General features: G+C 60.4%; 23 protein-coding genes. 14 read left to right on the top strand and 9 right to left on the bottom strand.

Going from position 1 to position 21,084, the window contains the following annotated elements; all coding sequences use genetic code 11:
• Positions 1-3: 3 nt before the first annotated feature.
• The 7 genes from FHX08_RS05075 to FHX08_RS31345 all read left to right on the top strand — a co-directional run bounded on the left by FHX08_RS05075 (position 4) and on the right by FHX08_RS31345 (position 6,609).
• Entirely contained in the window at positions 4-1,689 is a 1,686-nt protein-coding gene (locus tag FHX08_RS05075; RefSeq protein WP_184326924.1) for a portal protein, read from the top strand.
• Positions 1,689-2,042: a hypothetical protein gene (locus tag FHX08_RS05070; protein WP_184326923.1), complete on the top strand. Its 354-nt coding sequence runs from the start codon at positions 1,689-1,691 to the stop codon at positions 2,040-2,042. The genes FHX08_RS05075 and FHX08_RS05070 overlap by 1 nt, the downstream gene beginning before the upstream one ends.
• Positions 2,026-2,733, top strand: a complete 708-nt coding sequence (locus FHX08_RS05065) for a hypothetical protein (RefSeq protein ID WP_184326922.1) — start codon at positions 2,026-2,028, stop codon at positions 2,731-2,733. The genes FHX08_RS05070 and FHX08_RS05065 overlap by 17 nt, the downstream gene beginning before the upstream one ends.
• A 6-nt stretch (positions 2,734-2,739) precedes the next feature.
• On the top strand, positions 2,740-3,774 hold the full coding sequence (locus FHX08_RS05060) for a major capsid protein (RefSeq protein WP_184326921.1): 1,035 nt from the start codon (positions 2,740-2,742) through the stop codon (positions 3,772-3,774).
• A 106-nt stretch (positions 3,775-3,880) separates the two neighbouring features.
• Positions 3,881-4,291, top strand: a complete 411-nt coding sequence (locus FHX08_RS05055) for a Bbp16 family capsid cement protein (RefSeq protein ID WP_184326920.1) — start codon at positions 3,881-3,883, stop codon at positions 4,289-4,291.
• The gene (locus FHX08_RS05050) at positions 4,284-4,616 is read left to right on the top strand and encodes a hypothetical protein (RefSeq protein WP_184326919.1); all 333 of its coding nucleotides are present in this window, start codon (positions 4,284-4,286) and stop codon (positions 4,614-4,616) included. Before FHX08_RS05055 ends, FHX08_RS05050 begins: the two co-directional genes overlap by 8 nt.
• A 175-nt stretch (positions 4,617-4,791) precedes the next feature.
• Entirely contained in the window at positions 4,792-6,609 is a 1,818-nt protein-coding gene (locus tag FHX08_RS31345) for a hypothetical protein (protein WP_246698283.1), read from the top strand.
• Positions 6,610-6,618: 9 nt separating this feature from the next.
• Here the strand turns inward: FHX08_RS31345 and FHX08_RS05040 are convergent, their stop codons facing one another.
• From FHX08_RS05040 to FHX08_RS05025, 4 genes are all read right to left on the bottom strand, one after another.
• The gene (locus FHX08_RS05040) at positions 6,619-7,758 is read right to left on the bottom strand and encodes an acyltransferase (protein WP_184326918.1); all 1,140 of its coding nucleotides are present in this window, start codon (positions 7,756-7,758) and stop codon (positions 6,619-6,621) included.
• A 135-nt stretch (positions 7,759-7,893) separates the two neighbouring features.
• A complete protein-coding gene (locus tag FHX08_RS05035) occupies positions 7,894-8,043 on the bottom strand; it encodes a hypothetical protein (protein ID WP_184326917.1) in 150 nt (49 codons plus the stop codon).
• 317 nt (positions 8,044-8,360) lie between these two features.
• On the bottom strand, positions 8,361-9,413 hold the full coding sequence (locus tag FHX08_RS05030) for an acyltransferase (protein ID WP_184326916.1): 1,053 nt from the start codon (positions 9,411-9,413) through the stop codon (positions 8,361-8,363).
• 284 nt (positions 9,414-9,697) lie between these two features.
• Positions 9,698-9,961 (bottom strand): hypothetical protein, encoded by a 264-nt coding sequence (locus FHX08_RS05025; RefSeq protein WP_184326915.1) that lies wholly within the window; start codon positions 9,959-9,961, stop codon positions 9,698-9,700.
• 334 nt (positions 9,962-10,295) lie between these two features.
• Here FHX08_RS05025 and FHX08_RS05020 point away from each other — a divergent pair, with 334 nt between their 5' ends.
• Together FHX08_RS05020 and FHX08_RS05015 are read left to right on the top strand one after the other, a co-directional pair.
• Entirely contained in the window at positions 10,296-10,898 is a 603-nt protein-coding gene (locus FHX08_RS05020; RefSeq protein ID WP_246698282.1) for a serine O-acetyltransferase, read from the top strand.
• Between the two features lie 237 nt (positions 10,899-11,135).
• On the top strand, positions 11,136-11,345 hold the full coding sequence (locus tag FHX08_RS05015; protein WP_132654172.1) for a hypothetical protein: 210 nt from the start codon (positions 11,136-11,138) through the stop codon (positions 11,343-11,345).
• Positions 11,346-11,537: 192 nt separating this feature from the next.
• Here FHX08_RS05015 and FHX08_RS05010 read toward each other — a convergent pair whose 3' ends face one another.
• On the bottom strand, positions 11,538-12,044 hold the full coding sequence (locus FHX08_RS05010) for a hypothetical protein (protein ID WP_132654171.1): 507 nt from the start codon (positions 12,042-12,044) through the stop codon (positions 11,538-11,540).
• 53 nt (positions 12,045-12,097) lie between these two features.
• Entirely contained in the window at positions 12,098-12,628 is a 531-nt protein-coding gene (locus FHX08_RS05005) for a hypothetical protein (protein ID WP_245508283.1), read from the bottom strand.
• A 170-nt stretch (positions 12,629-12,798) separates the two neighbouring features.
• Here FHX08_RS05005 and FHX08_RS05000 point away from each other — a divergent pair, with 170 nt between their 5' ends.
• Positions 12,799-13,101, top strand: coding sequence for a hypothetical protein (locus tag FHX08_RS05000; RefSeq protein WP_132654170.1), 303 nt, complete (start codon positions 12,799-12,801; stop codon positions 13,099-13,101).
• 66 nt (positions 13,102-13,167) lie between these two features.
• Entirely contained in the window at positions 13,168-14,796 is a 1,629-nt protein-coding gene (locus tag FHX08_RS04995) for a hypothetical protein (RefSeq protein WP_132654169.1), read from the top strand.
• A gap of 133 nt (positions 14,797-14,929) precedes the next feature.
• On the opposite strand, the gene FHX08_RS04990 is transcribed toward FHX08_RS04995, so the two are convergent.
• Positions 14,930-15,190, bottom strand: a complete 261-nt coding sequence (locus FHX08_RS04990) for a KTSC domain-containing protein (protein WP_132654168.1) — start codon at positions 15,188-15,190, stop codon at positions 14,930-14,932.
• A gap of 329 nt (positions 15,191-15,519) precedes the next feature.
• Between FHX08_RS04990 and FHX08_RS04985 the strand changes: the two genes are divergently transcribed.
• The 3 genes from FHX08_RS04985 (at position 15,520) to FHX08_RS04975 (ending at position 20,031) form a co-directional block, all read left to right on the top strand.
• Positions 15,520-16,650: an acyltransferase family protein gene (locus tag FHX08_RS04985; protein ID WP_184326914.1), complete on the top strand. Its 1,131-nt coding sequence runs from the start codon at positions 15,520-15,522 to the stop codon at positions 16,648-16,650.
• A gap of 333 nt (positions 16,651-16,983) precedes the next feature.
• Positions 16,984-17,778, top strand: a complete 795-nt coding sequence (locus FHX08_RS04980; protein ID WP_132654166.1) for a metallophosphoesterase — start codon at positions 16,984-16,986, stop codon at positions 17,776-17,778.
• Positions 17,779-18,123: 345 nt separating this feature from the next.
• On the top strand, positions 18,124-20,031 hold the full coding sequence (locus FHX08_RS04975; protein ID WP_132654165.1) for an adenylate/guanylate cyclase domain-containing protein: 1,908 nt from the start codon (positions 18,124-18,126) through the stop codon (positions 20,029-20,031).
• A gap of 251 nt (positions 20,032-20,282) precedes the next feature.
• Here the strand turns inward: FHX08_RS04975 and FHX08_RS04970 are convergent, their stop codons facing one another.
• Both FHX08_RS04970 and FHX08_RS04965 read right to left on the bottom strand, forming a co-directional pair.
• A complete protein-coding gene (locus FHX08_RS04970; protein ID WP_132654164.1) occupies positions 20,283-20,618 on the bottom strand; it encodes a helix-turn-helix domain-containing protein in 336 nt (111 codons plus the stop codon).
• Positions 20,615-20,968 carry a type II toxin-antitoxin system RelE/ParE family toxin gene (locus FHX08_RS04965; protein WP_184326913.1) on the bottom strand — a complete coding sequence of 118 codons (354 nt, stop codon included), beginning with the start codon at positions 20,966-20,968 and terminating at the stop codon, positions 20,615-20,617. Before FHX08_RS04965 ends, FHX08_RS04970 begins: the two co-directional genes overlap by 4 nt.
• Positions 20,969-21,084: the final 116 nt, after the last annotated feature.

Raw genomic sequence — 21,084 nt, 5'->3', positions numbered from 1 at the left:
CAAATGGACAATCCCCGTCGCGCCAACGAGACGCAGATCGCCTATCACCGCCGCAGGCTCGAAGAGCTGAAACAGGTGCGCCAGCCATGGGAGGCCGAATGGCGCACGCTTGCCGATTATATCGAGCCGACGCGGCTGCGCCTTCAAGCCGAAAGGGAAGGCCCGCGCTCGCGCGACAAGATCATAGACAGCACCGGCACCCATGCCTACGAGACGCTGAAATCCGGCATGCATTCGGGCCTGACCTCGCCCGCCCGCCCCTGGTTTCGGCTGACGACCTTTGATCCGGACCTGAAGAAGCGGGATTCCGTCAAGGTTTATCTCGCCGCCGTGCAGGACAAGATGCGCGAGGTCTTTGCCGCCTCCAATCTCTACCGCGCCTTCCACATCGGCTATGGCGATCTTGGCCAGTTCGGCCAGTCGGTGGCGATCCTCGTCGAGGATCAGGAGACGGTGATCCGCGTCCAGCAGCTGGTGCATGGCCGCTTCTGGCTGGCCCGCGACCACAAGGGTAAGGCCACCACGCTCTACCGCACCTTCCGCTGGTCCGTGCAGCGCATCATCGAGCGCTTCGGCTACGACAACGTGCCGGAGCGGGTAAGGAGCCTCTATGACTCGTCGAAATATGGCGACTGTTTCGATGTCTATCACGCCATCGAACCGCGCTACGACCGCGACCCCAGACTGATCGACAAGCGCAACAAGGCCTTCCTCTCCAATTACTGGATCGACGAGCTCGGCGGCGATCTCTTGGAAGAAAGCGGCTTCGACAGCAATCCGATCATCGCGCCCGCCTGGGAACTGTCCGAAGACGATCACTACGCGCTCTCGCCCGGCCAGAAGGCGCTCGGCGATATCAGGATGCTGCAGCTCGAACAGACGCGAAAGCTCGAAGGCATCGACAAGAAGGTGCGCCCGCCAATGAACGCGCCGACCTCGATGCAGAACAGCCCCGCCTCGCTGCTGCCGGGCGCGGTCAACTATGTCGACGACCCCACAGGCAAGGGTTTCCGTCCGGCCATGGAGGTGAACCTCAGCCTCGCGGAACTGCGCGAAGACATACAGGAAGTGCAGAACCGCATCGAAAAGACCTTCTTTGCCGATCTCTTCTTCGCCATCACCAATATGGAAGGCGTGCAGCCGCGCAACCAGTTCGAGCTGACCCAGCGCAAGGAAGAGCAGCTTCTGCAGCTCGGCCCCGTGCTCGAAAACGTGTTCGGCGATCAGCTGGGTCCGACGATCGACCGCACTTTCGATATTCTGGCGGCACGCGACGAGCTGCCCCCGCCCCCGCCGGAGCTGCAGGGCACCGAGCTGAAGGTGGAATATATTTCCACGTTGGCCCAGGCGCAGCAGGCGGTCGCCACGGGCGCCATCGAACGCGGTGTCGCCTTCATGGGGCAGGTCTCGGCCGTCAAGCCGGAAGCCCTGGACAAGCTTGATGTCGACGAGGCGATCGATCTCTATTTCGATGCGATCGGCGCGCCGCCCTCGATGATCCTTGCGGATGACAAGGTGGAAGATCTGCGCTCGCAGCGCGCCCAGCAGATGCAGGCGGCGCAGACGGCGCAGATGGCAGCACAGGTTGCACCCGCGCTGAACCAGGGCGCCAAGGCCGCGCAGGTTCTGGCCGATGCCAATGACAACCCGAACGGCGCGGCCCTTCTGCGCCAGCTGGGGCTCGCCTGATGGATCATTTTAAGGATCAACCTTTCACCCCCGATAGCGTCGCACGAGACGAAATCACGACGGCGTTTCGCGAGGTCTTCGCGACCGCCTCCGGAAAGCGCGTGCTGTTCTGGATGCTGGAACAATGCGCCGTTTACCAGGAGGCCTATGCAGGCGAACTCGGCAACGCGACGCATTACACGCTCGGAAAACAGGGCGTGGGCCGGCGGCTGATCGCCGAGCTCGATCGCATCGACCCCACGCTCTATCCGCGCCTGCTGCTGGCGATCGCCGATCTCAGGGCAACGGACAAGGCAGCGGCGCAAAGCCGCGCGAAATCAGAGGAAGGCGAAGACCATGACAGCGATGCTTAGCAGGCACCTTTTTCCGGCAGTACTGCGCAGCGCCGAAGGTAGCGGCAGCGGTGGCGGCGATGCAGGCGCGAGCGCTTCGCCCGAGAACATTCTGTTTCCGGATGACGCAGCATCACCGGACGGTGACAACGGCAGCCATAACGGCGACGACCTTGCCGATCACGATGCCGGCAAGCCCGACGACACCAAGGACGACGACCCCGCCGACCGTGTGCCCGACGATGGCCGCTATACGCTGACCATGCCCGAGGGCATCGAGGTGGATCAGGAACTGATCGATGCGCTCGGCCCCGATTTCCACAATCTCGGCCTCACCAACCGCCAGGCGCAGCAGCTCGCCGACCGTTTCATCGAGATCCAGGGCCGGCGCGGCAGGGCGGCTTCCGAAGCCTGGGCCGGCCGCGTGCAGGGCTGGGCCGACGAGGCGCGCAAGGACCGCGAGATCGGCGGCGCGAAATGGGCCGGCACCGTGGGCTCCGCCCAGCGCGCGCTCTCGCGGCTCGGCACGCCGGCGCTGCGCGAATACCTCAATACCAGCGGCGGCGGCAACCACCCCGAGATGATCAGAATTTTCGCAAAGGTCGGATCGATGATCCAGGAGGATAACCCACCGAATGGCGGCGCGGGCGGAAACGGCAGGAAAGCCGAAACCGCGCACCTGATGTTTCCCAAAGACGCACCGAAGGGCTGATAAGACATGGCCACCATTGGCAGCTACTACCCCAACCTCGTTGACGCATACAAAGGCTCTGCCGAAGGCGCCGTCATCGAGCTTCTCTCGCAGCAGAACCCGATCCTCGACGACGCGATGGCCGTCGAGTGCAATATGGATGCCGTGCACCGCCACATGGTGCGCACCGGCCTGCCCTCCGTCTCCTGGGGCCGGCTCTACCAGGGCATCAAGCAATCCAAGGCCACGATGCAGCAGGTGGACGACACGACGGGCTTCGTGCATGCCCGCTCGGAAATCGACATGCGCCTCTTGGATCTCGCGCCCGACAAGGCAAAGGCCCGCCTCGTCGACACGATGCCCTTCATCGAGTCGCTGAGCCAAGAAATGGCATCCGGCCTCTTCTACCACGATACGGCAACGACGCCGGAGAAGTTCAAGGGCCTGTCTGCCCGCTACTCCGCCTATAATCCGAACCTGCCGAACGTGGCGCAGCCGAACATCGCCAACCAGGTGGTCAACGGCGGCGGCACGGGCAACGACAATACCTCGATCTGGTTCGTCACCTGGGGCGACCACGCCACCCACCTTCTCTACCCCAAGGGCACCAAAGCGGGCGTCAAGATCGACGACAAGGGCGAACAGCGCGTGCTGGATGCCAATGGCGACCCCTACTATGCCAAGGAAACGCTCTACACCTGGCATATTGGTGCTGCCGTGAAGGACTGGCGCTACAATGCCCGCGTCGCCAATATCGACGTCTCCGACATGCTGGCCGGAACCGTCGATCTCTGGTCGCTCTTGCGCAAGGGCTATTACCGCCTGCAGTCGCGCCGGCTGAACGCCAAGGCAAGCCGCATCGCCATCTACATGAACAAGGATGTGCTCGAAGTGCTCGACGTGCAGTCGTCAGACCGCGCGCTGACCTCCGACCGGCAGAACACGGTGCACCTGACCACGCAGTTCGTCGAGGGCCAGGAAGTGAAGTTCTATCGCGGCATTCCGATCCGCGAGACGGACGCGATCCTCAACACCGAAGCCGCCGTTCCGGCGCTCGCCTGATCGTCTCCACCCAGTCCCGCCGTCATCGGACGGCGGGCGACCCTCTCCTGAATAAGTCCCGCCGTCTTGAGGCGGCGGGCGATCCAATCACGAAAGGTACACACAGATGATTTTCGACCGGCAGACGCTGCTTTCGGACGCGCAGGCAATCACCGCAACCGGCCCCAGCACCAATGTCATCAATCTCGGCCCGATCCGGACGGGGCTCACCCGCGATATCGGCAAGGGCGAACCGATCCCCTTCCTCATGCAGGTGGTGGAAAGCTTCAACAACCTGACCTCGCTCGCCGTCACCATTCAGGTGGACGACAACGAGGCCTTCTCCTCGCCGAAGGCGGTCATCACCACCACGCTCAACCTTGCCGATCTCAAGGCCGGCAAGATCATCCCGCCGAGCCATATTCCGCGCGGCACGGACGAGCTCTATCTCCGCCTGCTCTACACGGTGACCGGCACGGCCCCGACCACGGGCAAGATCACCGCCGGCTTCACGGCTGGGGTTCCCTCGCATGGTTGAAGTCGTCGCCACCGAGCGTGGCTATTACGGCGGCGCCAGACGCGATCCCGGCGAGCGCTTCAGTTTGGCCGACGCGCTCTGGAAGGACGAAAAGCGCCGCCCGAAATGGGTGCGCCTTGCAAGGCAGGGCGACAAGGCGATCGGCAAGGGCGAAGCGGATGCGGCAGACAAACGGCCTGCTGCAAAACCCGCCAAATCCCCCGCGCCTTCCGATCCTGCCATGCCTTTAGAGCCAGCAGGTAACGGCGTGCAGCAAGAGCTCGGCGGCCCCGCCCCGGACTGGCTGCCGCCGGACCCCCAGAACGCCTCCCAGCCTGACGACTGATACCCCCGGTTGACAGGCCACCGACTGGAGCTTCGTGCGTCCGTTCGGATACACGAAGGACACTCCAGCACTTTGAATCGACGCATCAGGCTTCCGAAAATCGACTTCGATTTTCGGGCCGATGCTGCAGCGGCTTCGGCCGCTCTTTTTCTTGATGAGCGAGGAAGACGCACCGATGGCGAAACTCTACAATATGCAGCCCGTCCAGGGTGTGGTGATCGTTCCCGACGGCACGCGCATGTTCAACAACCGCCCGGTCATCGGCATCCGCGATGTGGGCGATGCCACGCTCTTCGTCGACAACAGGCCTGTGCTGGGTGTCGACGTCATCAGCGACGGCGCGACCCTCTATAACGGCCTGCCCGTGCTCGGCGCTGTCAGGATATCGGATGGGCGCAGCCTCTATGGCAATGCGCCCGTCATCGCGGTCAAGAGCAGCGGAGAACCCGTCGACCCCGACCGCTATATGTTCTTCGCCTCCCGGGGCTCCCGCATGCCCTCCGGCTATGCCGTCGATACGACCAGCATCGGCCTCACCTACTTTGCGAGCAGGCTGAAATTCGGCAATGCGCCCTACAGGACGAAGGCGCCGCGCTTCCACTTCTCGGGCTTTGCCATGAACGAGGGTTTCGGCCCGCAGGAAACGATCGCAGCCGGCAACGATGTCGTCATCGATGGCGTGGACCTCATCGTCAGGGGCATCACCTACCTGTCGGACTTTTCCGGTACTCCGGGCGTGACCATCGCCTCCGGCGCCAAGGGCGCTTTCTGCGATTTCCCCACCTTCACCGGCGAGCTCGACCCGCTCGAGGATTTTCTCGTCGTCACCCGCTGGCACATTGCCTCCGTCGGCCAGAAATTCATCGGCCCCGCCCGCATCCAGAAACACCGCGGCGAGAAATACTGGGCCGCCGCCGACGCATCCGCGCTTGCCGCCCTCATCGCCGCCGACGCGCCGACGACGGCCGTTCTCGACAATTTCTATGCCGTCGCCCCCGGCAACCAGACGAACAGCCAGCTCATCTGCTACGGGCCGGATCTAATGCTCGCCAAAGGCGGCTGGGATGGCAGGCCGGTCGTTCTCGGCACCGGCGACAGCATCGGCTACGGCCGCCAGGAAGTCTCCGCCTCTGCCGATCTCAGGGGCAATCTCGGATGGGAAAGCAAATGGCTGGACCTCGACGGCGGCCCCGGCCGCATCCCCCATCTCTTCATCGGCTGCCCCTCGGCCCAATCCGCCCGCGAGCTTGCGACCAGCGCGCTCCTGCGCTGGGATATCCTTGACGACATCAAGGCATTCAACGGCGGCAAATACCCCTTCACCATCGTCATCAACCAGATGGGCACCAACGACGCCAACACCACGACCTCGACCTGGAAATCCCGCCTCGTCAGCCTGATTTCGCGCATCAAGACGCGGCTCGGAGCCGACATGAAGGTCATCCAGTGCACCATCCCGCCGCAGAACGGCTCCACCGCCGCCTATTCCACCGCGGCCGCCATCACCGTCAGCGCCCCCGTCTGGACGACGGGCCGCGCGAGCATCAACGACGATATCCGCACCAACAACGGCTTCGGCCACGACGGCTATCTCGATGTCGACCAGGCTTGGACGGACTATCCCGCCAACCCCGACAAATTCCGCGCCGCCGTGGATATCGGCCAGATCGGCACCCTGCTCTCCGTCACGCCGGGCGACGGCGCCACCACGCACCCCACGGCAACGGCCGATTTCCAGCCGAAGATCGGCGATACCCTACTCATCGAATACCAGCCGGGACTTTACGCCAACCGGGTGGTGATCGACGCCACCGCCAACGGCGACGGAACCTATCTCGTGACCTTCGCCAATACCTACAACACGGTATTTCAGGCCAATGCGAAGGTCTATTGGGCGGTCAGCCCGGACGGCATTCACCCGCAGCCGGGCTATATCGACCACTGGATCGTGCCGAGATTGGCGCAGGCGGATAAGGGGAAGTTGGTGGGGTGAGTGTGGTGCTCAGTCGGAGGGCGTGGGGACATCCGTGGCGCTCGCAGCCCCTTGAGCGCCGATCCGATTTGCTGCCGCACGCTTCCGTGAGCGCTTGCGCCAATCGTTGAACGGCCTCTCCACAATCAAATGGAACATGACACCACCAGCGACGGCAACAATGAAGGTCATTGCTACGGCCTGGTCGATGAATCTCACCAGACCGTAGCTGATGAGTTTCGGGTAGAACCGCGCCAGGACGTTATAGATGATGACGACATGGATAAGGTAGATTGAGTAGGAGGCGTCGCCGAGAAATCGCAGCGCCTCTCCGATGCTTCCGCGCACCTGTAGAGGGAGCACCGTCGCAACAACGATCGCTGCAGGGATGCCCCAATACGCAAACCGCCATGCCTCGGATAACGTATCGGCCTCGTGAAAATAGGAAGCGACCGCCATGATCGCGACCGCTGGCACCAGCGAGTAAAGCGGAAGCGAGGGTAGTTTGCCGGTGTTGTAAAGTCGGGCAACAAGGCACCCGAACAGGAACTCGAAGACGATGGGGCTACTGAAGAATATCCCGACGGCAGACCGGCTGGATATTATCGTGGCAATGAACCAGACGGCAATGATCGTTCCCATCAATACGGGAAGATACTGCCTCCTGCCGATTGCCAAGGCGGCGGCAAAAGCCAGGTAGAAGTACATTTCATAAGACAGCGTCCATCCGACGCCGAGAATGGGCTGAACAAGTCCTGCGCTATCAAAGGATGGGATGAGAGCCATGGATGCAACGATCCGCGAAGGCGTGAAATCGGCTGGAATGGAGTGCACCCACGCAATCGTCAGCCCCATCAGGACAAGCGTCGCGACGATGTATGGCGGATAGATACGCTCGACGCGCTGAAGAAAGAAATTGCCGGGTGTCTTTCTTCCTTCGGCATAGTCCTCCGAAACGTGGACCATGATAAATCCGCTGATCACAAAGAAAATATCGACACCGACCGCCATGCCATCGCGGAACCATGGCGATGACAGCCATGATTGCGGCAGCCCCTGCATGTAACCCGGTGCGTTGATCGTGTAGGCCCTGATGGAGTGTGATAGTACAACGATGAGGGCAGCGACGGCCCTGAGGACCTGAATGGAGTAGAGTTTTCCAGGCTGCATGAAAATCCCCGAGACCTGTTCACAGTTACGTGGCACATCCTACGACCGTGCTTGGGGCACGGATGATGGATGTCGTGGCTGATTGGGTAAGGGGATAGGTGCCGATCCCGGCGTGGATCTACAGTGTGGTGAGATCTAGGTTTGCGGTCGTGAGGCGCCGAACAGCTTTCCAACGGCAACCAGCGCTGCGCGCAGGCCGACCGCGGCCATTGTCGGCTTTTTGATGATTGGCGGCAGGCCCATCTTGACCCGCGACCTTGCTGTCAGGCGGACCGTGTCTCTCATGGTCCATCCGTCGCCTAAGCCACCCCGCCGCTTTCATCAGGGCGGTGGGGTTGGCGAGCTCTACCTGACGGGCATCGACCACCACCTGTCCCCCGAAACGGAAAAAGGCCTCGCAGATGCGCGAGGCCCCCAATCCGGGCAGAAACATTCATAGGCACAATCAATATCTTGTGAGTTGGTGCAGCTCGCAATCTGCAACTTCTTACGCGTATAAAATGGGGGCTGAACCCGCCCTGTCATCATCTGGTAATATTCGCGCCGGCGCTACGATTCGCCCTTCCCGGGCTCAAAACCTCGTCACCAGCCGCGCCATCATCTCAAGGCGCCGTCGCCGGATTGAGCGCTGGTCTTCTAGATATGAACCTCGATGAGAGATAGCGCCGCAGCGGTTCATCGATCCATATGAGCGCCAGCCAGGACGCCAGGGTCACGATGCCCATCAGGACAAGGTTTGCGACGAAGACGTTGATCGGCAGGGCCCGGATGGCCGGCTCGGCAATATCCCGAACAGGGCCTTGGAGAGCGTAGATCGGGAAAGACACGCGCCCGAGCCAGCTGAAAACACGCCCCGACACTTCGCCATAGCTAGCGCTCGCGCCAAGCCAGATCAAAATCGGGAACACCAGGCACACGTCGAGAAACTGTACGCGCCAGGTTTGGAAATGGAGAAGCTCGGGAACGAGGATGACCGCGAGAAAACAGGCGACCGGCACCCAGCCCGAAAGCTGCAGCGTGGGCAGCCTGTCACCATGCCATCGCCACAGCCGATAGAGAAGAACGCCAGTGAAGAATCCGAAGCCGACGCGGGGAAAACCTGCGGCGAAATTATCCGTGCCCCAGCCAAGTCCGAGCGTGCCGTAGCTTTGCCCGACCATATAAAGCGCAACGGCCGAGATGCCGATGAGAACCGCGACCGTCCTGCTCCTCAGCAAGGGAATGGCAGCCGCATAGAGAAGGTTGGCAAACAGCTCGAAGAACAGGGTCCATTGGATCGCATTGACGCTATAGGCATTCCCCTGCTTCCAGAGCTCAGGAACGAACAGCGCGTTCAGGACAACCGACTGCGCCACCTGGTATGACGGGCCGATCACCAGGGCGGTCAGAATAATGCCGAGCAAGATCAGCGGATAGAGGCGGATCAGCCGCCTTTTGGTGAAGGCCCAGAAAGACAGCCCTTTTCGCAGGGCATCCTCGTATGAGAACGCAATGACGAAGCCGCTCAGGATGAAGAAAAGATCGACGGCCAGGAAGCCGATGCGGGCATAGTGAGTTCCGCTGACCGAAGTGCTTTCAAGGTGATGATAGAGGACGAGAAATGCCGCGATGCCTCGCAACCCGTCAAGCGCATCGAAGTATGACCTGTTCTTCATCGAAATCTCACTTAAAAAGCTGGAATTATCGGATGATGCCGGGACGGTGACGGCACGCATTCATTCCATGTCCTCGCAAAGTTTGTTTGCAGCCATCAAATGTCTCAAATATGGACAAGTTTCATCCGGAGACTACGCTGCACCGCAACAAAAATAAAGCGGAATGGCAAAGCGGAGTTGTCATTCCTGATCGCACACCCGTCATTGAGCGGGTGCGTGCACGCGTTACCCTGTTCGGAGTTTCATTATCGTTGTCGACCGCCGGGCAACCAATTCAGGCTCGACTACCAGCGGCGGCTGGCGTCGAAGTCTTCGCGTTCTTCCTCGGTCATCTGCCGGTAAACCCATTGACCGCCGATGATTTTGCGCATGACATGACCACGGATCGGCATCTTCGTATTAATGTCGACGACCTCTCCGGTCACGCGAGCATAGCCCCACTCGCCTTCATGACCGCCAGTTAGATAGATCATCGACATCCGTTTGAGACCTGCCGACAGCAAATGAAAAAGATCTTTGGCGGTCTTGCCGACGGTACTTACGCGCATGAAAGGTTCCCCAACCAATGATGGAACTCTACATCTCATGCGCGAGAACCACGCAAGAACCATTTTTGGACTTTTGTGACCTTGGTTACCCACCACCCGATCACGCAGCATGAAAGATACTCGTACGCCTTCAGGTTCCCAACCTAAGAAGCGAGAACATCCCCTTTGCGAGGACTTCCAAGTGCCATTTGGGCAACGTTAACGGCGGGAATCGAACAAGTTTCACCCGGTGCCCCATTATCGACCGACATCTCCTTTATGAGCGCCATACGCCTGCGACCGGGCGCAGATTGCTTGACCTCACGGCAAGCGGGGTATTCTCAGGGGATGGCACATGACAATATCTCGACTGGTGAAACGTATGTTGCGGGTATGCCGATATGCGGGCGTCGTTCCCGTGGCGATCCCTTACTTTCGTTCCGATCACAGGTCGGAAGTGGAGGCTGACATTGAAAAATGGGGCGGCATCGTATTCGACGAAAAACCGAAGAGTGACTTCAGCGCCCTTTTGAAATTGCTGAACGATTACAAGGAATTTCGAAACCTCTATTATTTCAGGGTGCCGAAAGCCAGATGGTTTTCGCTGTTTTGCCGGGAAGAACCGACCCTACATCTCCAGACACCCGAAATCGGCGGCGGCCTGTTCATCCAGCATGGCTTCGCGACGATCATCAATGCCGAAAAGATCGGGAGAGATTGCTGGATCAATCAGCAGGTAACCGTAGGGCACTCCGGCAAGGGCCGCCGGCCTGTCATAGGCGACGGCGTCAAAATACGCGCCGGGGCAAAGGTCATCGGCAAGATCACCGTCGGTGATGATGTGGCGATCGGCGCCAATGCTGTTGTCGTAAAGGACGTACCGCCGCACTGCACCGTCGCCGGGGTCCCGGCAAAAATCGTCCGCCAGGACGGCGTGCGCGTGGATAAGCCGCTATAGCTGCGGAGACAGCACTACGCATTATGTTCCCGTTTCTACGATGTGACGGCCGTTATATCTTTTGGCGGAAAGCCGCATTAGGAAAGTCGGGAAAGATCAGGTATATTTCCTGCTGAAATTTGCAGCGCTAGCAGGCAAGCGAGAGTGGACGGCAGGAAGATCCACTGGAACTCGCACATTGCAAACGAATGAAGGAAGCAGCCGCTCAGGCGAAAGCTCGCCTGCTTACGACATAAGATGAAACCGCTGCATTACCTCCTGATCATCTTCGCTGTGCCGCCGCTCATCGCGCTCGCGGTCGGGATTATTATCATTATCGCATTGTCGTTCCATGCAGAGCAGTCGGACCCGCGACCGACCGGAACGATCGGCGTCAAAAAGGGCGACAGGATCGGCAGCCCGTCCCGTACGCCTCCGCCTCCGGCGATCCGGCCCGACTTTCAATAGAATTGCCGAGCGCGTGAACTCCCCGCGGCTTCGGTGCAGGCCGGATCCCTGTAAGGATTCTGCAGGTCCGTTTTCGCTTTTATATCGCATTGCCGCTTCTCGGAATGGACCACTGTAATCTCGTAAGCCAAGCGGTCATATACTTGGGGCTGCAGGACGCTCATCCTGTAAATAGCTTTGGATCAGATGCGGTCAGCGCTGGTTCAGCGCGAGCCGGATCCTGTAAAAATTCTGCGCGTCCGGTTTGGCCTTCACGTCGCATTGCTTGGTGCCGACGGCCACTGTTGCGATCTCCCGCACATCGGTGCTGAGCCAGATCGGCGCCTCACGGGTATAGGAACGGCGGGGCAGCGCGCGCCAGTTGGCATAGAAAATGCCGATCTCTTCCCCTGCCGCATTGAGGAAACTGGCGACGATGCAGACCTGATCGTCGTCTTTAGGGTCTTCGTTTCGCAGCGAGATACGGGACAGGACGGAATTGGTCGTCGGGTCCGTGCGGAATGAGAAACTGTAATATTGTGGCCGCTTCCAGTCCCATTTGTCCTCGACGAGCTTGCAATATCCGTTCTCGACATCAAGGCATTGCTGCGCCGCGCGAACCCGCCAGACATAGTTCATCCAGCCGTCCTCATTGGGAAGGGGGGACCGGTCGCTGGTGAGAAGGCCCAGGGCAATCGAGAGCTGCTTGAGAGTCGGCATGCCCGATGCTGTCTAAATTTGCTGCAGCGCGCAAGGCATGCGCCGGCCTTCGATCAGGATTTCCGCGCCAGTGGCGGCAGGGGAACGAAGGGGTTTTCGGAATCGTAGCTCATCTTCGGCCCGCCCCTCTTGCCGGTCTTGCCGCTCCTCAGCAATCCCGGCGCAAGATGGCCTTCCGGGCCGAACAGATAACCGCTCCCCGCACAGAGATGGGCAAGCGCGCGATAATCGAAATAGCGGAAGGTGCTGTCGGCAAGGAAGGCGGCCTCGTTATAGGCCTTGCCCCTGATGTCTGCAAAGCGCGTCTCAGTCATAAAGGCGTAGAGTGCCTTCTTATCGAGCTCGGTACCGCTGCAGAGAGTGGCGAGCGTATCGGCCAGCTTCAGGACCCGCAATGTCTGGGCATCCGCATTGTCGAGCGGCTTCATCGCCTTGGCGATGTAGTGGTTCGTTGCCGGATCGCCGGTCATGGATTTCTTCCAGGAAGCCGGTATCTCCTCTGCCGTGGCGAGGCCCGCAGAAGCGATCGTGAGGCTTGCGGCCAAAGGGCCGGATTTGAAACGACAGGCCAAGATATCCCCCATCCAATCGCCCAGACTGGCTTCGATTCGCAATGCAACGCAAGATCAAACGTCGGCCAGGAGGGTTGAAAACGCCCATCGAGATGTGCCAGCCTCACATTTAGCTTTCAACCATCCCGGCTCCAACTTCGCGGCATGCACTGAACCTGGTGCGAACACGAAGGGAAAAATCGATGAGCAAGTTCGACATCTACCTGAGCCGCAGCGGCACGAATGCAATCTCCGGCGCGAGCCTGCCGATTTCGCTGGCCGATATCGAGGGCCACTATAATGCGGATGCGACCGCAACGGCGCTCGCAGTACCGGTCGAAGCCGTCAGCGACGAGCAGTTCTGGACCGTGACGGCCACCGACGCCGCAATCCGCGTCGACTTCCGCACGCCCGTCACCGCCACCACCGGCTGGCTGGTTCATGCCGGCGAAACGCGCTATTTCGGCGCCCGGATCGGCCAGTCGCCGTCCATCGTGCTCGCCTGACCCCTGGGGATCGTGGGCATCTCGCCGTCTCTTTCAAAACAGCTGTTAACGAGGAGAGCATTCACCATGCTTGGCCTTTCTCTTGGCTTGTCTCTCGGGACATCCACCAACACGTCGAACGGTGGAGGCGGCGGGGTTGAACCCAACCGCTACATGTTCTTCGCCTCCCGCACCCGCATGCCCTCAGGCTTTACGATGCCCGCGGCAAGCGGCCTCAATTACTTCGCAAGCAAGCTGAAATTCGGAAACGCGCCCTACAAGACGCGCGGCTTCCGCTTTCACTTCTCGGGCTTTGCCATGAATGAGGGCCTCGGCCCTCAAGAAACGATCCTGCCCGGCAATGACGTCGTGATCGACGGCGTCGATCTCATCATCGGCGGCGTGGCCTACCCGGCCGTTTTCGGCTCCAACCCCGGCGTTACCATTGCCTCGGGTGCGAAAGGCGCATGGTGCGATTTCCCGACCGCGCCCGATATCGATGCGGAAGCGGATTTCGTCGTCATCACCCGGTGGCATGTCAATGCCGGCCAGAACTTCGTCGGGCCTTACCGCATCCAGAAACATCGCGGCGAAAAATTCTGGGCCGCCGCCGATCCGACGGCGCTTGCAGCATTAATCAGCGCCGACGCTCCGGTCACGCCCTCGCTCGATGTCTTCTACGCTATCCCGGCGGGCAACCAGAGCAATTCTCAGCAGATCTGCTACGGCCCGGATATGATGGTGGCCAAGGGCGAATGGGATGGCCGGCCGGTGGTTCTGAGCCCTGCCGACAGCATCGGCTACGGCCGCCAGGAAGTCTCGGCGACTGCCGATGCCAGAGGCAATCTCGGCTGGGAAAGCAAATGGCTCGATGCCGACGGCGATCTCGGCCGCATCCCCCATATGATCATCGGCTGCCCCTCGGCCCAATCGGCACGGGAACTGACGACGAGCGCCTTTCTGCGCTGGGATATCCTCGACGACATCAAGGCCTTCAACGGCGGCAAATACCCGTTCACCGTCGTTCTCAACCAGATGGGCACGAATGACAACAACGCGACGACTGCCACCTGGAAGTCGCGTATCACGAGCCTGATTTCGCGTATCAAGGCGCGTCTCGGCAGCGACATGAAGGTGATCCAGTGCACCATTCCGCCGCAGAACAGCTCCTCGACGGCTTTCGCGATTTCGGCGGGCATCTCCGTCAACGCCGCAATCTGGGTCACCGGGCGCAATAGCATCAACGCCGATATCCGCAGCAATAATGGCTTCGGCCATGACGGCTATATCGACGTCGACCTGGCCTGGACCGATAACCCTGCCAACCCGGATAAATTTCGCGCGGCGACGGATCTCGGCCAGATCGGCACGATGCTGTCCTATACGCCGGGTGATGGCGCAAGCGTCCTGAGCTCGGGTGTCCTCGGCGGCTTCGTTCCCAGGGTTGGCGACGTCATTGTCGTGGAGTACCAGCCGGCAACCTATGGCGTGCGCACCATCAATGCCGTTGTCGACAATGGAAACGGCACCTACAATGCCGGCTTCACCTCGAACTCGGCAACGGTCTTCCAGGCCAATGCCGCGACCTTCTGGGCGATCAGCTCCGAAGGCATCCATCCGCAGCCCGGCTATATCGATCATTGGATCGTTCCGCGCCTGCCGCAGTCGCAAAAAGCGACGCTCGCCACCGAACCGCTATCAGCCGTCATCGGGTGATAGCTAAACCGCCCAAAGCAGGGATTTCACGCTGTCGGAAACGCCAGCGTGAAATCCGGCTGTTTCCCGATGGCCCGAGCAGCCGTTCTTCCCGACGGGGCGGCAATACCCTGCTCCGTCCATCTATCCGCAATCAGGAAAATTGGTCGCGACGGCCGAGAATCGTCTTGAGTGCTCGGAGGCGGCCCTCCGCGCCGGCGGCCGAACGCGGAAACGCATCCCGGATATGGCGTGTGTAATACCAGCCGGGCGACGTAGCCGTGATCAGGTTCTCATACACGGAAGGCGGAACGTTGAAATAACGGCGATGTCCCTTGAGGCGAATCTCGATATCGAGCACGCCGGTCGACGGGTCGTAGGCAACGGATTTCACGAGCTTTGACGAGAGTTCCATTGTTGCTCCCTATGGTGCGTCGCACAATGGAAACATTCCTACTGACATAGTCAAGCATATCTATGTCTCATCCCCGGCAAGATCGTCGCCTGTCTTCACATTTCCGTGCGCGAATGCGGCTGTTTTGCCCGGGAAAACATGAAGCGAACGCATTTCAATGCAAGAGATCGGATCGCGGTTGAAAGCGGCGTCCACACCCGCTTCGGGCTTCACCTTTTCTTGCCGCAGCGCAATAAAAAACTTGTGCTACCGCTCGAAAGATGGTCCATTCCGCCTACTTTAACGCGTAAATACTCAAATTCCATAACCTTACGCAGAGGAATTTGCTCATGAAGAGTGTTGTCGGCGATCGAGTCGATTGCCTCGACGGCCTGCGTGGCTTGGCTGCTCTATGGGTCCTTGTGGGTCATGCTCATCTCCTCACCCGTTTCTCGGTGCCCGTCATAGGCGATCCCGATCTCGGCGTTGATCTCTTCATCATGCTCTCTGGTTTCCTGATGGTCTTCCACTATCAGCGCCGGCGCGACCGGGAGCCATGGGAGGCGAGCAGCACCTGGATCACCTTCTGGGTCCGGCGCTTTTTTCGCATTGCACCACTCTACTACGTGATGCTCGTCGCCGCCCTGACGCTCGGCCCCATGCTTTACGACGCCCGCATGGCGATCGATGGCTTCAACGGCGTCAGACCGCAGCTCGCCGAGCGCTATCTGGACAGCAGCCTGGCGAATTATCTTGCGCACCTGACCTTCCTCTTCGGCTTCAGCCCGCATTTCGCTTACAGGACGGCGCTGCCCGACTGGAGCATCGGCCTCGAAATGCAGTTCTATGCCGCCCTGCCCTTCATCGTGATCGTGATCGGCCGCATCGGCTGGCTCAAGGGCATTGTCGCCGTCACCGCCATCGGGTTGGTGATTGCCTCCGGCCTCAACCGGATCGGCATCAATTTTCCGATGCCGACCTTCCTGCCCTTGAAAATGCACGTCTTTGCCGCCGGTATGTTGCTGGCCGGCGCGCTGCGGACCGACAGGGCGCGCGCCTACCAGTTCGCGGCGATCGCCATTATGCTGGTGCTGGCGCCTGTCGGCGGCGAACGCGACCTGATGCATGAAACCGTGCGGGTCACACTGGTCCTGATCTTCTTCGCCTTCATCCACACCCACCGCCTGCCGGAACCGATCGCCAGACGATTGAGGCCGATCGGCGCCTTTCTGGGCAACGGCTTCTTCCACAATCTCGGCGAACTGTCCTTCGGCGCCTATCTCATCCATCTGATGGTCATGCAGCCGGTCATCGCCTACCTGATCCGCACAACCGACGTCTCCGATCCGGTGCGCTGGGCCCTGACGCTCGCCATCACCGTGCCGATCGTCTACGCGCTGGCCTGGGTCGGATATAATCTCATCGAAATGCCGGGGCAGAATATCGGCAAGGGCCTGACGAAGCCGCGCGCTTCCGCGTGAGGGGAAGCAGCGGCGCCGATCGGTACGCCGTCAGGAAATATTGAAGACGCCCCTAGCTCCCTCATTCCTGTCCTCGGACGTGTTCCGGGGATCATCAGAGCAATCCGGTCCGCCAAGTCCCTGGGCCGGCGAGATTATTTCCCTCTCGGCACATGCGTCATTTTCCCTCGCGGAGGCGCGATGGCTGCATCTCCGGGACACCCCTTGTGCTAGCATGAGGACACTGAGACGAAGATGGTGAGGCCGGCAATCAGCCGCCCTTTCTTATTCGATGAATGCCCGGAGAATCTGATAACACCTCGTCGCGTACCAGGCATCATCATGGAGGTGTCGATGACCGAAAACGGTTCACTCCATACATTCGCCATCGGCGATGTGCATGGCCGCGCCGACCTGCTCCGCGAGATGCTGGCAGGGATCGCCGATAAGGTGCGCCAGGAAGGGATCCGGCATCGGATCGTCTTCCTCGGCGACATCATGGACCGGGGGCCGGAAAGCCGCGCGGCGATGGATCTCGTCATCAGGACGTTGCGGGAGATACCGGTATCGAAACTGATCCGTGGCAACCACGATGCGATACCCCTACGATTGCTTGGCGAGCCCGACCCCGCCACCCAGGCGACCCTCGCCGCGCACTGGTGGGATCTCGGCGGCGGCGAAACGATGGCCTCCTACGGCCTGCCCTGGGGAGCCCCTATCACCCCGAACGAGATCCGGCGCCGGATGGACGACGAGCACCTAGCCTGCCTGCGCGCTGCCGAGCGCTATGTCGAACTCGACCACCACATCCTCGTCCATGCCGGTCTGAAGCCCGGGATTCCATTGAACGAGCAGGATTCTCATTCGCTGATGTGGATCCGCGACGAGTTCCTCAATTCGCCGGAATCCTTCGGCAAGGTCGTCGTCCACGGGCATACGATTACGGCAAGCGGACGCGTCGAGATTTTCCCGAACCGCATCGCGATAGACACAGGCGCCTTCGCGACAAACATCCTCTCCGCCCTTCACATCAAGCCATCAGGGGATGTCGCCGTGCTGCAGGTGGCGGAGATTCATCCGGGCGCGTACCAGTTCGGAGAGGGCGACCCGTTATATTTGTCTCACGACGATCCGGACAGGCTGGATTAGAATGTCGCAGAATGACGAGGTCGCGTGCTGTGACTCCCTCGGCGGGCGCTGACAGTCTGGCGGGTGCCGTTGGTTTTGGCCACCGATCTCTAGCATTGCTGCCCGCCTGGCGCGAGTAACGCGCAAGAACAACCACAGAAGAATTCTTCTGCGCCGCCCCCCTTTTCGACTTAGTTCGTGAGGCCCGCCCCGCATCGGCGTCCCCCACAAGCATCGCTTGTGCGACGTCGCAAAAAGCAGTTAGCTGCAACAGTTGCGAACGCGCATCCGGCGCGGCCGGAAAGCCCGGATAGGTCAGGGCAAATGATACGGCGTCGAACGCGTCCGCATTTCGAGGGAAATCGCGTGCACTGGTCAAAACCCCTGAGGCTGCATCTCGGCGTGCTGGTCGTGGCATCGCTGCTGTGCACGTCGACGCCGATCATCTGGTTGGCCTTTCGGCACGGAAGCGATGCAGCCATTCAGGTCGGCGCGCGGCAGATGCGCGAGATGAGCCTGCTGCTGATCGAGGGATACCGCAATACGCTGCAAGGCGGCATGGAGGCGGTGGCCTTCGCCTCCGCCCTGCCGCAGCTCACCTCCCCGCCACCGCAGGATATCAAGGCAAAACGGGAGTTCTTCCTGCAAGTCCTGCGCAATGTGCCGAACGCCACGAGCGTCTATGCCGGCTATCCCGACGGCTCCTATCTGCAGGTCATCAACACCGAAAGACAGGATGTCAGGCGCACCCTTGCCGCACCCGATGGCACGTCTTTCGCCATCCGCACGATTGCCCGCAGAGACAGCGCGGATGCCGTCTCGACGTTTGAGTTTCTCGATGACAAGGCGAGCCTCATCGAAAAGCGCGATGTCGAATATGCCTCCTTCGATCCGCGCCAACGCCCCTGGTATCAGGCCGCCGTTCAGGATGGCGTGCCGGTTTCTGTCGGCCCCTATGTCGCCGGAACGCTGAGTGTTCCGACGCTGACGATCGCAGCCCCGATGAAAGACGATAACAAGGTCATCGTCGGCATCAATATACACCTGCTGACCGTGAGCCACTTACTTGACGCGCGCGCCATCTCGCCGCGCGCCCGCGCCTATATCATCGATGCCGGCGGCGAGCTCGTCGCCCATTCCGACCCCGACATCATGAGCAGGATCATCGATATCTGGTCGAGACGCGCTGGCGCCATGCAGGCGACGGCGAACGGCTTCGACACGAGCCTTCAAACCGTGAACGGGCTGCGGCAGGATCCGGCCTTTGCCAATGGCGGGCTCGCGCGCATCGCGCTCGATGGCGAGCCCCATCTCGTGCAGATCGCCCCTGTCAGCGTCGACGGCCTGTTCAAGGGAAGTGCCGCCGCCATCATCGTGCCTATGGAAGATCTGGTGGCGGAAGCCAACCGGCAGCTCATCCGCAATCTGCTGATTGCGAGCGCCTTCCTGATCGCCGGCGTCGTCGCATCGCTCGCCTTGTCCCGCATGGTCAGCCGCTCTCTCTACCGGCTTGCGGGCGAGGCTCGCCGGATCGGCGATCTCGATTTCGGCGAAAAGCCCGTGGCCCATTCCTGGATCTCCGAGATCAACACGCTGGCGACAGCGCTTGCCGCGAGCCGCCACGCCATCAGCCAGTTTGCCCTCTATGTGCCGCGCGAAGTCGTCCGGCGGATCGTTAATCCCGAGGGACAGGCGGTCAAGGCAAGGCGGCAGGAAGTGACCGTGCTCTTCACCGATATCAGGGATTTCACCACCATATCCGAGCAGCATTCGCCCGAAGACGTGGTCGATACGTTGTCAGCCTATTTCGAGCTGCTCAACACCATCGCCGAACGCCATGGCGGCACCGTCGTTCAATATCTTGGCGACTCGATCTTCGTCATGTGGAACGCCCCGGTCGAAGATGCTGACCACGCCGAACACGGCTGCCGCTGCGCGCTCGCCATGAAGGCGGCTGTCGACGGCCTGAACGAGGAAAACAGAGAGAACGGCCACCCCGAACTCGTCACCCGCTTCGGCCTCCACACAGGCCCGGCCGTCGTCGGCAGTTTCGGCGCAATCTCGCGCCAGCAATACACGGCCATGGGCGACACGATCAACGTCGCCTCGCGGCTGGAAGGATTGAACAAGGAATTCGGCACGTCGATCCTGGGAAGTGCGGCGATCCACGGTGCAGTCGCAGACCGGTTCAACTTTCGGCCGCTGGGACTGGTGCAGGTGAAAGGGCGCGCGGAGAAGGTGAATCTTTGGGAGCTGCTTGGGGACAGTGGCTAGGCATCGTGGCCACCCTCTCCTTGCTGAGGAGAAGATGGACACCGCGGTGCCTCGGCCTCCTCAACAGTTTGGTATGGCACGTCCCTTCGCCCGCAGCACATCTTACGAGCGAGATCTAGAGGTGCTCGGCCCGATAAAGCAGCCGACGAGCAATCCTGCCAATGCCAGAAGATCGATAACTAACGGGACTGCGATTTCCAGCGCGAGCGGCAGCAGCAGGAAGCCCTCCCGCGGGGACCGGCGCAACTCGCCTAGACAACCGCAACCTGTACTTTCTTACCGATGCGCTGAACCATCTCGATAAGCGTGTCTACAGTGAATTTGGAAACCTTCTTGTTCACCACATCGGACACACGCGGGCGAGAGACGTGCAGTCTCTCCGCCGCTTCCGACTGTTTGAGCTGGCTTGCAGCAATCCAATCGGAGATTTCAGTCATGAGATTTTCTTTGATTTCGACCAAGGCAGCGATCTGGGCATCAGATTCCGCCTGAAGAGATGTTGCCTCGTCAGAATCAAAACCAAGATCTTCAAAAATATTGGCACCAGCCAGGGTAACGTGACCGATCTCGTCGTCCTTCGGTTTCATCTCGTTTTCCCTTTCGCTTTATCGCTTATTTGCTTTTTCATTGCCTTATAGCGGCTCTTGCCGACATCAATGTCATGCTGCGAGGTCTTTTGGGTGGTCTTCGAGAAGCAATGCAACACGAAGATCCCGTCATCAAACTTCGCGACGTAGAACACTCGATACTGGTTTCCTTCGTCCTTAATCCTTATCTCTGCGGTACCTGGCCCGACCGTGGAGAAAGTTTTCCAGTCGTTAGGAGGCAAACCGGCCTTAATACGGTTGAGGTCGTGACCTGCCTGCTTGCGGGCACCCTTCGGGAACTCCTTGATGTCCTCGAATGACGACCCCATCCAGATGATGTCTTTACTCACCAAAGCTCCGTATAAGTACTTATACACTCACATTTCGAAGTCAAGGTTTATCAGGCGGCGATACACGAACTGCAGGGTCTGGGGGGCGTAATGACTGGTTCAGCAGGCAAAATCCA

The sequence above is a fragment of the Rhizobium sp. BK529 genome (assembly GCF_014194105.1).
Taxonomy (GTDB): Bacteria; Pseudomonadota; Alphaproteobacteria; order Rhizobiales; family Rhizobiaceae; genus Rhizobium.
The sequence above is the reverse complement of the archived record's forward strand: the minus strand, read 5'-3'. Positions and strand labels throughout refer to the sequence as shown.

What these genes read in the sequence shown, in the direction of transcription:
- FHX08_RS05075 (WP_184326924.1), top strand. Translation starts at nt 4, where the DNA reads ATGGACAATCCCCGTCGCGCCAACGAGACGCAGATCGCCTATCACCGC.
- FHX08_RS05070 (WP_184326923.1), top strand. Translation starts at nt 1,689, where the DNA reads ATGGATCATTTTAAGGATCAACCTTTCACCCCCGATAGCGTCGCACGA.
- FHX08_RS05065 (WP_184326922.1), top strand. Translation starts at nt 2,026, where the DNA reads ATGACAGCGATGCTTAGCAGGCACCTTTTTCCGGCAGTACTGCGCAGC.
- FHX08_RS05060 (WP_184326921.1), top strand. Translation starts at nt 2,740, where the DNA reads ATGGCCACCATTGGCAGCTACTACCCCAACCTCGTTGACGCATACAAA.
- FHX08_RS05055 (WP_184326920.1), top strand. Translation starts at nt 3,881, where the DNA reads ATGATTTTCGACCGGCAGACGCTGCTTTCGGACGCGCAGGCAATCACC.
- FHX08_RS05050 (WP_184326919.1), top strand. Translation starts at nt 4,284, where the DNA reads ATGGTTGAAGTCGTCGCCACCGAGCGTGGCTATTACGGCGGCGCCAGA.
- FHX08_RS31345 (WP_246698283.1), top strand. Translation starts at nt 4,792, where the DNA reads ATGGCGAAACTCTACAATATGCAGCCCGTCCAGGGTGTGGTGATCGTT.
- FHX08_RS05040 (WP_184326918.1), bottom strand. Translation starts at nt 7,758, where the DNA reads ATGCAGCCTGGAAAACTCTACTCCATTCAGGTCCTCAGGGCCGTCGCT.
- FHX08_RS05035 (WP_184326917.1), bottom strand. Translation starts at nt 8,043, where the DNA reads ATGAGAGACACGGTCCGCCTGACAGCAAGGTCGCGGGTCAAGATGGGC.
- FHX08_RS05030 (WP_184326916.1), bottom strand. Translation starts at nt 9,413, where the DNA reads ATGAAGAACAGGTCATACTTCGATGCGCTTGACGGGTTGCGAGGCATC.
- FHX08_RS05025 (WP_184326915.1), bottom strand. Translation starts at nt 9,961, where the DNA reads ATGCGCGTAAGTACCGTCGGCAAGACCGCCAAAGATCTTTTTCATTTG.
- FHX08_RS05020 (WP_246698282.1), top strand. Translation starts at nt 10,296, where the DNA reads ATGACAATATCTCGACTGGTGAAACGTATGTTGCGGGTATGCCGATAT.
- FHX08_RS05015 (WP_132654172.1), top strand. Translation starts at nt 11,136, where the DNA reads ATGAAACCGCTGCATTACCTCCTGATCATCTTCGCTGTGCCGCCGCTC.
- FHX08_RS05010 (WP_132654171.1), bottom strand. Translation starts at nt 12,044, where the DNA reads ATGCCGACTCTCAAGCAGCTCTCGATTGCCCTGGGCCTTCTCACCAGC.
- FHX08_RS05005 (WP_245508283.1), bottom strand. Translation starts at nt 12,628, where the DNA reads ATGGGGGATATCTTGGCCTGTCGTTTCAAATCCGGCCCTTTGGCCGCA.
- FHX08_RS05000 (WP_132654170.1), top strand. Translation starts at nt 12,799, where the DNA reads ATGAGCAAGTTCGACATCTACCTGAGCCGCAGCGGCACGAATGCAATC.
- FHX08_RS04995 (WP_132654169.1), top strand. Translation starts at nt 13,168, where the DNA reads ATGCTTGGCCTTTCTCTTGGCTTGTCTCTCGGGACATCCACCAACACG.
- FHX08_RS04990 (WP_132654168.1), bottom strand. Translation starts at nt 15,190, where the DNA reads ATGGAACTCTCGTCAAAGCTCGTGAAATCCGTTGCCTACGACCCGTCG.
- FHX08_RS04985 (WP_184326914.1), top strand. Translation starts at nt 15,520, where the DNA reads ATGAAGAGTGTTGTCGGCGATCGAGTCGATTGCCTCGACGGCCTGCGT.
- FHX08_RS04980 (WP_132654166.1), top strand. Translation starts at nt 16,984, where the DNA reads ATGACCGAAAACGGTTCACTCCATACATTCGCCATCGGCGATGTGCAT.
- FHX08_RS04970 (WP_132654164.1), bottom strand. Translation starts at nt 20,618, where the DNA reads ATGAAACCGAAGGACGACGAGATCGGTCACGTTACCCTGGCTGGTGCC.